Consider the following 12,772-nt stretch of genomic DNA (forward strand, 5'->3'; position numbering starts at 1 on the left):
CGAACTAGTCGGCAGCCGGATCCCAACGGACCCGGCGATTGGGAGAACCTCAGATGAATTTGGATGCGCGAAGTACCCGGCGAGCGGTTCACAATGGTGGCGAGATGGCCCTGCGATGACATCGACTGAGAAGATCATCATCGGGATAGATGCAGGTACCTCCGTCATCAAGGCGGTTGCCTTTGCTCTGTCGGGACGGCAAATCGCCACGGCCTCCGTGCGCAACAAGTACACGACCGGCGACGACGGCTCCGCAACGCAGTCGCTCACTCAGACCTGGCTCGATTGCGTCAGCGCGCTACGGGGCCTCGGAGAAAAAGTCCCCGATCTCGCGTTACGCACCGCAGCCGTCGCAGTCACCGGCCAGGGCGACGGCACCTGGCTTGTCGGCCGCGGCAATACGCCGGTCGCTGATGCCTGGCTATGGCTCGATGCGCGCGCCGCACCGACCGTCACGTCGCTTGCCGGTAAAACTGAGGATCGTGCCCGCTTCGAGGCAACAGGCACCGGCCTCAACACTTGCCAGCAGGGCGCGCAACTCGCGCATATGGATCGCATCACACCGGACCTTCTCGATAAAGCGGAGACGGCGCTGCACTGCAAGGACTGGCTGTATCTCAACCTGACAACCGTGAGGGCGACCGATCCGTCGGAAGCGAGCTTTACCTTTGGCAACTTCAGGACGCGGCAATATGATGCGGTGGTGATCGATGCGCTCGGCCTGAACCACAGACGGGCGCTTCTGCCGGAAATCATCGACGGCACCGAGATCAGTCACCCGCTGACGTGCGAGGCGGCGAGGTCCTGCGGACTTCTTGCCGGTACGCCGGTGTGCCTTGGATATGTCGACATGGCGATGACGGCGCTCGGTGCAGGCGTGCGCAGCGACGCCCGCAACGCCGCCTGCTCGACGATCGGTTCGACGGGCGTGCACATGCGTGCCAAGGCTGTTGCTGACGTTCAGCTCAATCCTGAGGGAACGGGCTATGTGATTGCCCTGCCCGTCCCCGGCATCGTCACACAGGTCCAGACCAATATGGGCGCTACGATCAACATCGACTGGATCCTCAAGCTCGCCGCCTATCTGATGGCAGAGGCGGGCCAACCTGCTTCGCATGCAGACCTGATTGCACGCATCGACGGCTGGTTTGCCGAAAGCCGGCCGGGTTCGGTGCTTTACCATCCCTATATCTCCGAAGCTGGGGAACGTGGACCCTTCGTCAATGCCGATGCGCGCGCAGGCTTCACCGGCCTTTCCACGCGCCACGGCTTTCCCGACCTCTTGCGCGGCGTGGTCGAAGGGTTGGCGCTTGCCACCCGCGATTGCTACGCGGCAATGGGCGCTATGCCAGAAGAGCTGCGCGTCACGGGCGGCGCAACGCGCTCGCTCGCCCTTCGCCGTTCACTCTCGGCCGCCATTAACGCGCCGATCCGCCAGTCGCGCCGCGATGAGACCGGGGCCGCCGGCGCGGCGATGATGGCCGCCGTGGCCGTCGGCGTCTATTCCGGCATGGACGAATGCATTGCCGACTGGGTGACGCCGCTTCTCGGCGAGGAGGAGGCTCCGGATGCGAAGGAGGCTGCCAGGCTCGACCGGCTATTTTGCGCCTACACCGATGTGCGCCAGGCAATGGCACCGGCCTGGGGCAAGCTCGCCCGAGCCGAAACGACGTCGCCGATTGGCAGGTAAATCAAGTTCTGATGCAGCAGGCATCGAAGGAGCATGACATGACTGAACCCGAACTCCTGGATCTCTTCGTCATCGGCGGAGGCATCAATGGCGCGGGTATCGCACGCGATGCTGCGGGCCGCGGCTTGAAAGTCGCGCTGTGCGATAAGGATGATTTGGCACAGGGAACCTCGTCTCGCTCGGGCAAACTGGTGCATGGCGGTCTGCGGTATCTCGAATATTACGAATTCCGCCTGGTGCGCGAGGCGCTGATCGAGCGTGAAGTCTTGCTCAATGCCGCCCCGCATATCATATGGCCGATGCGCTTCGTCCTGCCACACAGCCCGCAGGATCGTCCGGCATGGCTCGTGCGGCTCGGCCTGTTCCTTTACGATCACCTTGGCGGCCGCAAGAAGCTGCCGGGGACACGTACGCTCGATCTGCTGCGCGATCCGGAAGGAACCGCGATCCTCGACCAGTACACACGCGGCTTCGAGTATTCCGATTGCTGGGTCGACGACGCCCGCCTGGTAGTCCTGAACGCGGTCAGCGCGGCCGAAAAAGGCGCGACGATTCTCACTCGATCGGCAGCAGTCTCGGCGCGTCGTGAGAGCGGCAGCTGGATCGTTACGACGAAAAACAGCCTCACGGGAGAGACACGAACCTTCCGCGCAAAATGTCTTGTCAACTGCGCCGGCCCCTGGGTGATGGATATCATCAATCGCGTCACCGGCTCGAATTCCAGCCGCAACGTGCGCCTCGTGAAGGGTAGCCACATCATCGTGCCGAAGTTCTGGGCCGGCTCCAATGCCTATTTGATCCAGAATCACGACAAGCGCGTCATTTTCATCAACCCCTATGAGGGCGACAAGGCGCTGATCGGGACGACCGATATCGCCTATGAGGGCCGCGCCGAGGATGTGTCCGCCGACGAGGCGGAAATCGATTATCTGCTGAAGGCCGTCAATCGCTACTTCAAGGAAAAGCTGCGCCGGGAGGATGTGCTGCACAGCTTCTCAGGCGTTCGTCCACTTTTCGACGACGGCAAGGGCAATCCGTCCGCCGTTACCCGCGACTATGTCTTCGACCTTGACGAGACGGGGGGTGCTCCCCTTCTCAACGTCTTCGGTGGTAAGATCACCACATTCCGTGAGCTTGCCGAGCGGGGCATGCAACGTCTCAAGCATGTTTTTCCGCACATGGGCGCAGACTGGACTGAGAAGGCGCCGCTGCCCGGTGGCGAGATTCCGAATACCGACTACGAGACCTTCGCCAACAGCCTGCGCGATGCCTATCCATGGATGCCGCGCAAGCTCGTGCATCACTACGGCCGTCTCTATGGCGCTCGCACGAGGAACGTGATTGCGGGTGCCACTTGCATCCAAGGGCTCGGGCGGCATTTCGGCGGGCAGCTTTATGAGGCCGAGGCCCGTTATCTCGTTGCGACGGAATGGGCCGCCACGGCCGAGGACATCCTCTACCGCCGCACCAAGCATTATCTGCATCTGAGCGAAGCGGAAATTGCAGCCTTTGGCGAGTGGTTTGCTTCAATTCGCCTTGCCGCAGCTTGAGGATATTGCCATGCCGCTGACCCTTTCGCTCAATACCAATCCACTTGTAAATCGCTTCGCCGACCCCGACGACCTCATCGACACGGTTGCGCGAGACCTGAGGATCCGCGATCTCCAGCTGACCCACGAATTCATCAATCCGAGCTGGCAGGCGCCCGTGATCCGCCGCCTGGCGCGCACGATGAACGCCGCGCTGAGGCGCACGGGTGTGCGGATCACGTCAGCAATGACGGGGCCATATGGCCGCCTGAACCACTTCGGACACCCAGATGCGGATGTGCGCCGCTATTACATCGACTGGTTCAAGACTTTTGCCGACATCACCGCTGATCTCGGCGGTCACTCCGTGGGAACACAGTTTGCAATCTTTACCTACAAGGACTTCGACGATCCGGCCAGACGCGAGGAACTGGTCAAGATCGCGATCGACTGCTGGGCCGAGATCGCCGACCACGCACGCGCCGCAGGCCTTTCCTACATCTTCTGGGAGCCGATGAGCATCGGTCGCGAATTCGGCGAGACGATCGCCGCATCCCTGTCACTGCACAAGCGGCTGACAGTCGCCGGATTGGCCATCCCAATGTGGATGATGGCCGATATCGATCATGGCGACATCACCTCCGCCAACCCCGACGACTACGATCCCTATGCCTGGGCACGCGCCATCCCGCCGGTATCGCCGATCATCCACATCAAGCAGAGCCTGATGGACAAGGGCGGACACCGGCCCTTTACTGCAGAATTCAACGCCAAGGGCCGCGTGCAGCCCGCGCCTCTGCTCCAGGCACTGGCCGAAGGTGGGGCGAAAGACAATGAAATCTGCCTGGAGCTCTCCTTCAAGGAACGCGAGCCCAACGATCGCCAGGTCATCCCCCAGATAGCCGAAAGCGTCGCCTTCTGGGCACCACATATCGACACTGGAGTAGCCGACTTGAACATCTAAGGCGGGCGTCCTTAAAAGGCAGCACCGGAATGGCGGAATGCCGCCCGTGACATTCGAAAGGAAACCGTGATGACGGACGCCGATGAAACGCTGGCTGTGCGTGCAGCCTGGCTTCACTATGCGGGTGGACTGACGCAGTCCGACGTCGCCCGGCGCCTCGGCGTGCCATCGGTAAAGGCGCATCGCCTGATTGCGAGAGCGGTTGCAGATGGCGTAGTCAAAGTCACCATCGATGGGGATATCGTCGAATGCGTCGAGCTGGAGATGCGGCTTTCGGAACGCTTCCGCCTTCAGTATTGCGAGGTCGCACCCGATCTCGGCGAGGAAGGCCTGCCGCTTCGCGCGCTCGGCCATGCGGGCGCCGGCTATCTCAAGCGCGAGATCGAGCGCGGCGACAATAGGGTCATCGGCCTTGGTCACGGCCGCACGCTTTCGGCTGCCGTCCAGTATATGCCGAGGGTGAGCGCAAAGGGCCTGCGCTTCGTTTCGTTGCTTGGCGGCCTGACACGAAACTACGGGGCTAATCCCTATGACGTGATGCACCGCATCGCCGAAAAGACTGGCACCCATGCCTATGTCATGCCTGTTCCCTTCTTTGCCAATACCGGCGAGGACCGCGAAGTGCTGAAGGCGCAGCGTGCCGTCAAGGAGGTCTTCGATCTGGCCAACAATGCCGATCTGAAACTCGTTGGTCTGGGTACTGTCGATGCAGAGGCGCAGCTTGTTTTGTCCGGTGTGGTTGAGCCCGGTGAAATGGAGGAGATTGCCGCCGCAGGCGGTGTCGGCGAAATCCTCGGGCACTTTTTTGACGCCGATGGCCACATCCTTGAGACGACGCTAACAGCGCGCACGCTCTCTGCATCTTTCCCCAAGAGTTCGAACGAACGGCTCGTCGCGCTGGCGGGTGGACAGTCGAAATTGCCAGCCATCCGCGCAATTTTGAACAGCCGTCGTCTCTTCGGGCTTATAACGGACGAGCGAACCGCGCAGGCATTGCTAAGTTAGCCTCTCACGGATTTTATCTCAAAATAACAACAATAAAGGTTGATTATCACGGCGAGATCGTTATTTTGTTTTCAGACAACGGTGGAGACCGGGATGAGGCGGGAAGAGCGGCAGCAGTTGATCGTGAACCTGCTCGTCGAAAACAAGACCGTCGATCTTGATGAGCTTGCCGATCGCTTCGCGGTGTCGAAGATGACGATCCATCGCGATCTCGACGATCTCGAGCAGGCGGGTGTCCTGCGCAAGGTTCGGGGGGGCGCGACCATTGATGCAGGAATGCAGTTCGAAAGCGACTTCCGCATTCGCGCGCGCCAGGGTAGCAAGGCCAAGCTTGCAATGGCACGGACTGCGCTCGATCTGGTCGAGCCGGGAATGACCGTGATGGTAAACGATGGCTCGATGGCGGCCGTGCTTGGGGAAATGTTGCTGCAGAAGCGTCCGCTGACCTTGATTACCAACAACGCAGCGATCATGGAGCGGCTGAAAGGCGAAAGCGGCATCACGCTGATCGCGCTCGGCGGCAGCTATTCGGCGAAGTTCAACGCCTATCTCGGCGTCGTCACCGAAGAGGCTCTGGCGCGACTGAGGGCTGACATCGCCTTCATCTCGACGCCGGCCGTCAGCGGCAGGCTTGCCTATCACATGGACGACAACGTCGTGCGCGCCAAGCGGGCGATGATCGCTTCCTCGGCCAGGGCATGCCTCCTGGTCAATCACCAGCGCATTGGCCATACCGCGCTGCATGTCATGGCGGATCTCACCGATTTCGACGCTGTTATAACCGACATCGCACCGGATGCTGCCTTCCTGGAGGAATTCGAGCAGGCGGGCATTACGCTCACCATCGCATCAACGCAGGATCCGGCATGACCGAAAAACCGCGCTTCTGGATTGGCACCAGCTGGAAGATGAACAAGACGCTTGCGCAAGCGCAGCATTTCGCGCGCGCACTCGAAGCCGCCGATGGCGCGCGCGACCCGCGCATCCAGCGCTTCGTGATTCCGTCCTTCACGGCGGTACGCGAGGTCAAGGCAATGCTTGCCAAGACGTCCGTGAAGGTCGGCGCGCAGAACATGCATTGGGCCGACCACGGAGCGTGGACGGGCGAAGTCTCGCCGGTGATGCTGAAAGACTGCGATCTCGATCTCGTCGAACTCGGTCATTCCGAGCGGCGCGAGCACTTTGGAGAGACCGACGAGACAGTTGGCCTGAAGGCCGAAGCGGCCATTCGCCACGGCCTCATTCCGTTGATCTGCATTGGCGAGACGCTCTTCGACCGTGAAAGCGGCAAGGCTGTCGACATCCTGGCAGCCCAGGTGTGTGGCGCACTTTCGAAGCTTTCGAACGGCCAGAAAGGCGCCGAGATCCTGCTGGCCTACGAGCCCGTCTGGGCGATCGGCGAGAAGGGTATTCCGGCGACTGCGGATTACGCAGATGCCCGCCAGTCTGAAATAATCGCCGTTGCCGAAGCGGTGCTCGGCCGCAAGATCCCCTGCCTTTATGGCGGGTCAGTCAACCCACAAAACTGCGAAGAACTGATCGCGCGCCCCCATATAGACGGGCTCTTCATCGGCCGCTCCGCCTGGGATGTCGAAGGTTACCTCGACATCCTGGCAAAATGCGCCGCCAAACCCTAAGGAGAAAAAATATGAAGCTTGCCATTGCAGGAGACAGCGTCGGCGAAGGCCTCGCCAAAATTCTGGCTGAGCATCTAAAAGACCGCTTCGAAGTGCACGAAGTCTCGCGCACGAACGCCGGCGCCGACCCTTTCTACGCCAATATCTCGGACCGCGTCGCCTCGGCTGTCATTGATGGGACCTACAACAAAGCGATCCTCGTTTGCGGCACCGGCATCGGCGTCTGCATATCGGCCAACAAGGTTCCGGGCATCCGCGCTGCCCTGACCCACGACACCTATTCTGCCGAGCGCGCAGCCCTTTCTAATAATGCGCAGATCATCACCATGGGAGCGCGCGTCATCGGAACCGAGCTTGCAAAGTCGATCGCTGATGCATTTCTTTCCCATACCTTTGATGAAAACGGTCGGTCTGCCGGTAATGTCAAAGCCATGGATGATCTCGACGCAAAGTACAAATCCCGGTAACCCATGCTGGCGATGAAGGCAGGTGCCGACATTGCCCAATGTCTTAAACGCCAGAGCGGAAGGGCTGTGGCCGTGGGTATGGATGCGATCGCAATGTCGTGACTTCCACTTTAACACCCGCCTGATCGACGATCGCTGCTGTCAGCTCCAGAAGAAGCTCAACGACCGCGCGCGGCCGACGATGAGGTCGTTGGCTCGTTTGTGCCCCGACTGCTCACGTCAGCGCTGGCTGAAAAATGCCAGCAAGCTGTTGTCATGCCCGGTCATATGTAAACGAGGTCAGCAGGGTCGTGACGAAATTACTCGCCCTTTCCTTGACCAGGACTTCCGTCCACTCATCTGTCCCACGCAGCCTCAGATCCGTATAAATGCTGTCCACGGCTGCCGCTTCGATACGCTTGAGATGTGTCTTGAATGAAGCCTCGCCGCTACCGTGATACATGTCCCTGATCACCATGCGCAGAATTTCCTGGATGGCAATTTGCCAGGCCGTATTGATCGACTGAAGTTCCTTCGTATCCGGTGCCATTGAGGCTTCCTTTGGTGTGAGTGAACTGTCAGCACGCCCCCGTCTGTTGCGCCCGCAGTCGCGGCGCGCCACTTTGAACGCTCATTATTTCTGGCGTTGTGAATATCTTCATCCAGAGCGGGTGAGATCGCGGTCAGCTGGCCTTGGCGCGTTTTACCAGCAGGGCGGACGTTGACGACGCGCGGTCATCGAGCTCCCTTGCAAGGCGCGCCTCCCGAAGCCGTAAGGTCTTCGCTTCCCGGGACTGGGCAACCGATTCGAGCTCTTCGGCCGCCTTGTTCTTTGCGAAGAACTGCGTCTGGATATTACCGAAGGCGATCTCCGCCTGTTGGCGAGATTTGCTGTAGGTCTCTGTCATCTTGGCTCCGATAGGCAGGCTCGAGGAACGAGCGAAAGCAAAAAGGGCCAGGCAGATCGCCTGGCCCCGAATTGATGATCTGCTTCCGACAGTGCCAGTACATCCGTGGTCAAAGGAAAGCAGATATCGATTTAAGCGTTCTGCAGGTTGCAGGCCGACATCTTGCCCGACTTGTTGTCGCGCTCGAGATCAAAGCCAATCTTCTGGCCCTCGACGAGATCGCGCATTCCGGCACGCTCGACGGCAGAGATGTGAACGAAGGCGTCAGCGCCGCCGTTGTCCGGCTGAATGAAGCCGAAGCCCTTGGTGGAATTGAACCATTTAACTGTGCCAGTGGTCATGATGAACCCTTTCATAGCAATATTGAAAAACCGCAGCGCCAACGCGATGCGGACGAGATAGCGATTTTTGAAAGGAAGTTCGTTCAGGCGCGGTGCCAATCGCGCGATAACCAAGCTAGCAAGCAAAATTCGACAATCAGTCATATAGCTGACCTACGCCGGGTCGTCAACTATTAGTTTTCCGTTGATATGTCCGTCATCTTTTGGTTGTTCTCGTTCCTCTTACACGCAATTGCGCGCCCATCTCAACGAACGGCGTGCCGTGAACTGCTGAAGGGACTTCAGGAACAAAGCCAGGGCTTAAGCAATCGTCGCAGATTCCGCAGCCATCAGGGTCCATAAGCTGGCTTCGGCGGCTGCGCTGGCAACACACACAGACAAAGGAGCTTTGAGACGGACCACGGTGTAGCGGCGGCAATATCTCGATGTCAAAACAGGACGGTTTAACCGATGACGGGGCCATTCTTTCGCTCCTCTTGTGCTCCCGCAATTGAGATAGGAGCGGCAGTCCCCTGCTTCAAGCTCCCGATGAAGCAGCACGAGCGGATGCGGGCGAGGAAATTTGCCGGCGAGTGATGTCTGGATCGAGGTCGTCGCAAGGCGAGGGTGACGATCGGCGGATCGATCGGCAGGGCGATCGATCCTGACAACAACTTGGTCATTGCTTCGGTATCCTCTACACTAGACGAACCACCGAAAGAGCCCTCGATCGCCAGCGATTGCCGATTGGCGAAGTGACCGGCACCTGCACATGGGACCAGGGGGCATGTTGACACTGCCGATGTCAATCCCGGCCGGCCGGTCCGCACGCCCGTCGATATCGTTGACGCGGTTCACAGCCTCAGCGCATGCGCGTCGGCCGCCTGATCCGAGCAAACCAGAGCCCCAAGCAGACAAGAATCGAGAACAGAGTGACCCACGACCACAATCGAGACGACCACGACGAACATCACCGTCCTGTGCAGGATCATTGGCGCGAGAATGGCGTCAAGGTCATTGCCGGCAATTCGCTCGACCCGAACACGGCTCAAACACCTGGAATGAACCGCGCCACCGCCATCAGCAAGGCGCGTGCCGGAGCGGAAAAGATCTGGGCCGGCACGGTAACGATCCACGCCAATGCCAAGACCGGCGCCCACCATCATGGCGATCTCGAAAGCATCATCTACGTGGTCAAGGGCAAGGCCCGCATGCGTTGGGGCGAAAAGCTTCAATACACGGCCGAAGCTGGTCCTGGCGATTTCATCTACGTGCCGCCATTCGTTCCCCATCAAGAAATCAACGCCAGTCGCGACGAGACCTTGGAATGCGTCGTCGTCCGTTCTGGTCAGGAACCGGTGGTCGTCAACCTTGATATCGAACCGGTCGAAAAGCCTGAAGAGATCCGCTGGATTGATCCAATCCACCGCGAGTAATTGAGCGGTAACGCGAAGGACGGAACAGATGGATAGATCTGGTCAGAAAATCTGATTCCATCACGATTTATCTTCAACATCTCGCGCCCGGTGCTCAGTGTTGAACGCCACCAGGGGATCGGCCCGGATCCTCGTCCTGCGGCTGACAATGAGATGTCGGATCAGCCAGGCTGGGTCGATGGCAGTCAAATCGTCGCTTGACGCAAGAGACCTGAGGAATAGTTAGCTCCTCATGCAATAGCCCGTCATCGCCGCCCCCCTCACCGCCCCTTTTCTGAAGAGCCATCTATGTCTGAAAAAACTTCCCATCGCGGGCTCGTTGTGGTCGCGATCATGGCAAGCATGGCGATGATTGCCATTGAAGCGACCATCGTTTCGACGGCGATGCCGCAAATTGCCGCCCAACTGGGACAGATCAACCTCTATTCCTGGGTTTTCTCGTCATTCCTGCTGACGCAGACGGCGACAACCGTCGTCTTCGGAAAGCTCGCGGATATTTATGGCCGCAAGCCGATGATCCTCCTGGGTATCGGATTGTTCCTGTTCGCATCCGTGCTTGCCGGCTTTGCATGGTCAATGCCGTCGATGATTGCCTTTCGGCTGCTCCAGGGTATCGGTGCAGGATCGATTCAGCCTGTCGCCATGACCATCGTTGCCGATCTTTTCCCCGGAAACCAACGCGGCAAGGTCCAAGGCTACCTCGCAAGCGTTTGGGCTCTGTCGGCCGTCGTCGGTCCACTCCTCGGCAGCCTGATCATCCACAATCTTCCATGGGCCTGGGTATTCTGGATCAATGTGCCGGTCGGACTGCTCGCCGCATTGGGTTTCATGCTGTTTTTGCACGAGGAGAAGCCAAGCCGAATAGTCTCTGTCGATGTGCTCGGCGCTGTACTGTTCGCCATTTCGATTTCCTCGCTGATGATTGCCTTGACCGAAATGGAAGATGCCGTTTCCGGTCAGGCCGTCGCTGCCCTCATCGTCTTTATCGTCACTTTGGCTGTTTTCATCTGGCAGGAACGCCGTGCCGAAGCGCCCATGGTCGCTCCTGATCTCTGGCTGAAACGGCCGATAGCGTTCGCAAACCTGGCTGTGTTTTTTGCAAGTATGTCAATCATGGGCCTGACGACCTTTCTTCCGATGTATGTGCAGACGGTTCTCGACCGCTCGCCCCTTGTGGCGGGTTTCGCATTGACCATGTTGCTCCTGGGTTGGCCCTGCGGTGCAACGATCGCATCCCGCCAATTTGCCCGTTTCGGATTGCGACCGATCATGATCGCCGGCAGCCTCTGCATTCCGGCGGGCACGTGCCTGCTGGTTATGCTGACGCCCTCGAGTTCGGCTGTCCTGGCTGGCGCCGGATCGTTAGTGATGGGTTTCGGTATGGGATTGCTCAACATCTGTGCCTTGATCCTTACGCAGGAAAGCGTGAACTGGTCTGAACGCGGCAGTGCGACCGCCTCGAACGTCTTTTCGCGCAATCTTGGCAGCACGCTTGGTGCAGCCGTACTCGGTGCAGTATTGACATATGGACTGGCGCACAGCGCCAGCGGCCAGGCTATCACGCCGGAGCAGCTGCGGGCTCTCTTGAATGGCACGGGGGCGGCCGTCACTGGTGCAGAAGAACTCCGGCTCGTCCTTCAGCATGCCCTGCATTCCACCTTCTTGGTCATGCTGGTGGCTGCAGTCATGATCGTTCCCGCCTGTCTGTTTGTTCCGCGACCCTTGGCACATCGGGAGGTGCAGCAAGAGACCTGAGGCAGCATTGTGCGTCGTCAGCCCCGTTGGAGTGCGGAGGTGCCGCGCTTGGTGACCGGTGCGTTCGAATCCAGCGGAATGGCGACCAACCTGCAAGAGCCTCGGTATCGCGCCGACGATGCTGACGGGCGGCTCACATCACTGACCGAGGAGGGGTTGCTGGAAAAACGCCGCCATTTTGATCATCCGCCACGGGACGAGTATGTGCTGACGAAATCCGGACGCGACTTTCTGCCGGTTCTGTTTGCGATCGCCGTGTGGGGCGCAATGATCGCGGCGGAGGCGAGGTGACCCGTTCTTCGACGCGAAGACCGGGACGAAGATCGATCCCGCCACCGTCGACCGCGCGACCGGCGCTCCGCTCGGACCACGTCCTATCCGTATCGCCGCACCCCAATGAGCTGCCTAACGGCCGATGGAGCGGTTCCTGGCGACTTCTGTTGAAAGCGCGCTTCCAGCGCATAGTTGCCGGTGCCGGTGGTAGTCCGTTCGTCGGGCAAAGCCTGATGGACATCGCTTTATCTCGAGGCATATCACCAGCCGCCGCGGCTTGTCCTTCCTCAATGAGCCCCTCCAAAACAAAAAAGCCTGCCGCGGGAGGAGGTGCGGCAGGCTTTCTAAGAATAACCGAACAGCAGCTTGAACGGGAGGAGTGCCGCTGTTCTCATGACACGCCCTCGGGAGGAGGATAAGGGCGCCTTTTCCTCGAAGCGACATGGGAGGAGGTACATCGCTTCGACAAGGGGAGAAATACCTCAGGCGCTGATTAGTTCCTAGGCATTTCCTTGCAGACCAGCCATGCGCCATGCGAAAAGCGGGAGGCTCTTAATCGCCCGTGCCTTGCCCGAACCGCAAGACAAAGCGCCCGCTCTTGAAGAGACAGGCGCTTCAGACATCAATGATTGGAGCGACAAGCGGCCGTTAGCGGGACCACAGCAGCCCGGGCGACGGAGCAAATTTAGCTGCGGTCGATACCGAGGTCGTGAAGCTCGCGGTCGTCATACGGCCAATTCCGCAACGGTTTGACGCCCGAGGATTGTCTGGTGTTGTTGGAGATGTTCACCTTGGACTTCGCCGACGAC

The 12,772-nt window shown here is 59.6% G+C and carries 12 protein-coding genes and 1 pseudogene; 10 read left to right on the top strand and 3 right to left on the bottom strand.

Going from position 1 to position 12,772, the window contains the following annotated elements; translation table 11 throughout:
• The first annotated feature begins 115 nt into the window (after nucleotides 1–115).
• From EV130_RS06830 to derI, 7 genes are all read left to right on the top strand, one after another.
• Entirely contained in the window at nucleotides 116–1,690 is a 1,575-nt protein-coding gene (locus EV130_RS06830) for an FGGY-family carbohydrate kinase (RefSeq protein WP_132551807.1), read from the top strand.
• Nucleotides 1,691–1,728: 38 nt separating this feature from the next.
• Nucleotides 1,729–3,240, top strand: a complete 1,512-nt coding sequence (locus EV130_RS06835; RefSeq protein ID WP_132659722.1) for a glycerol-3-phosphate dehydrogenase — start codon at nucleotides 1,729–1,731, stop codon at nucleotides 3,238–3,240.
• Between the two features lie 10 nt (nucleotides 3,241–3,250).
• Nucleotides 3,251–4,183 carry a sugar phosphate isomerase/epimerase family protein gene (locus EV130_RS06840; protein ID WP_132659724.1) on the top strand — a complete coding sequence of 311 codons (933 nt, stop codon included), beginning with the start codon at nucleotides 3,251–3,253 and terminating at the stop codon, nucleotides 4,181–4,183.
• A gap of 69 nt (nucleotides 4,184–4,252) precedes the next feature.
• On the top strand, nucleotides 4,253–5,188 hold the full coding sequence (locus EV130_RS06845) for a sugar-binding transcriptional regulator (RefSeq protein ID WP_074065130.1): 936 nt from the start codon (nucleotides 4,253–4,255) through the stop codon (nucleotides 5,186–5,188).
• 93 nt (nucleotides 5,189–5,281) lie between these two features.
• Nucleotides 5,282–6,058: a DeoR/GlpR family DNA-binding transcription regulator gene (locus tag EV130_RS06850; RefSeq protein ID WP_074065131.1), complete on the top strand. Its 777-nt coding sequence runs from the start codon at nucleotides 5,282–5,284 to the stop codon at nucleotides 6,056–6,058.
• Nucleotides 6,055–6,825, top strand: coding sequence for a triose-phosphate isomerase (locus EV130_RS06855; RefSeq protein ID WP_132659726.1), 771 nt, complete (start codon nucleotides 6,055–6,057; stop codon nucleotides 6,823–6,825). Before EV130_RS06850 ends, EV130_RS06855 begins: the two co-directional genes overlap by 4 nt.
• A gap of 11 nt (nucleotides 6,826–6,836) precedes the next feature.
• Nucleotides 6,837–7,292 (top strand): D-erythrulose-4-phosphate isomerase, encoded by a 456-nt coding sequence (derI, locus tag EV130_RS06860; protein ID WP_132659728.1) that lies wholly within the window; start codon nucleotides 6,837–6,839, stop codon nucleotides 7,290–7,292.
• Nucleotides 7,293–7,545: 253 nt separating this feature from the next.
• Here the strand turns inward: derI and EV130_RS06865 are convergent, their stop codons facing one another.
• The 3 genes from EV130_RS06865 to EV130_RS06875 all read right to left on the bottom strand — a co-directional run bounded on the left by EV130_RS06865 (nucleotide 7,546) and on the right by EV130_RS06875 (nucleotide 8,520).
• Nucleotides 7,546–7,821, bottom strand: coding sequence for a hypothetical protein (locus EV130_RS06865; RefSeq protein ID WP_074065134.1), 276 nt, complete (start codon nucleotides 7,819–7,821; stop codon nucleotides 7,546–7,548).
• A 133-nt stretch (nucleotides 7,822–7,954) separates the two neighbouring features.
• The gene (locus tag EV130_RS06870) at nucleotides 7,955–8,179 is read right to left on the bottom strand and encodes a hypothetical protein (RefSeq protein WP_074065135.1); all 225 of its coding nucleotides are present in this window, start codon (nucleotides 8,177–8,179) and stop codon (nucleotides 7,955–7,957) included.
• A gap of 131 nt (nucleotides 8,180–8,310) precedes the next feature.
• On the bottom strand, nucleotides 8,311–8,520 hold the full coding sequence (locus EV130_RS06875; RefSeq protein WP_011650239.1) for a cold-shock protein: 210 nt from the start codon (nucleotides 8,518–8,520) through the stop codon (nucleotides 8,311–8,313).
• A gap of 911 nt (nucleotides 8,521–9,431) precedes the next feature.
• Between EV130_RS06875 and EV130_RS06885 the strand changes: the two genes are divergently transcribed.
• The 3 genes and pseudogenes from EV130_RS06885 to EV130_RS06895 form a co-directional block, all read left to right on the top strand.
• Nucleotides 9,432–9,935 (top strand): cupin domain-containing protein, encoded by a 504-nt coding sequence (locus EV130_RS06885; protein WP_165918500.1) that lies wholly within the window; start codon nucleotides 9,432–9,434, stop codon nucleotides 9,933–9,935.
• Nucleotides 9,936–10,223: 288 nt separating this feature from the next.
• Nucleotides 10,224–11,690, top strand: coding sequence for an MDR family MFS transporter (locus EV130_RS06890; protein WP_074065136.1), 1,467 nt, complete (start codon nucleotides 10,224–10,226; stop codon nucleotides 11,688–11,690).
• Between the two features lie 94 nt (nucleotides 11,691–11,784).
• A pseudogene (locus EV130_RS06895) lies at nucleotides 11,785–12,134 on the top strand (winged helix-turn-helix transcriptional regulator); the annotation flags it as partial.
• Nucleotides 12,135–12,772 lie beyond the last annotated feature (638 nt).

The organism is Rhizobium azibense (assembly GCF_004342325.1).
GTDB classification, from domain to species: domain Bacteria; phylum Pseudomonadota; class Alphaproteobacteria; order Rhizobiales; family Rhizobiaceae; genus Rhizobium; species Rhizobium etli_B.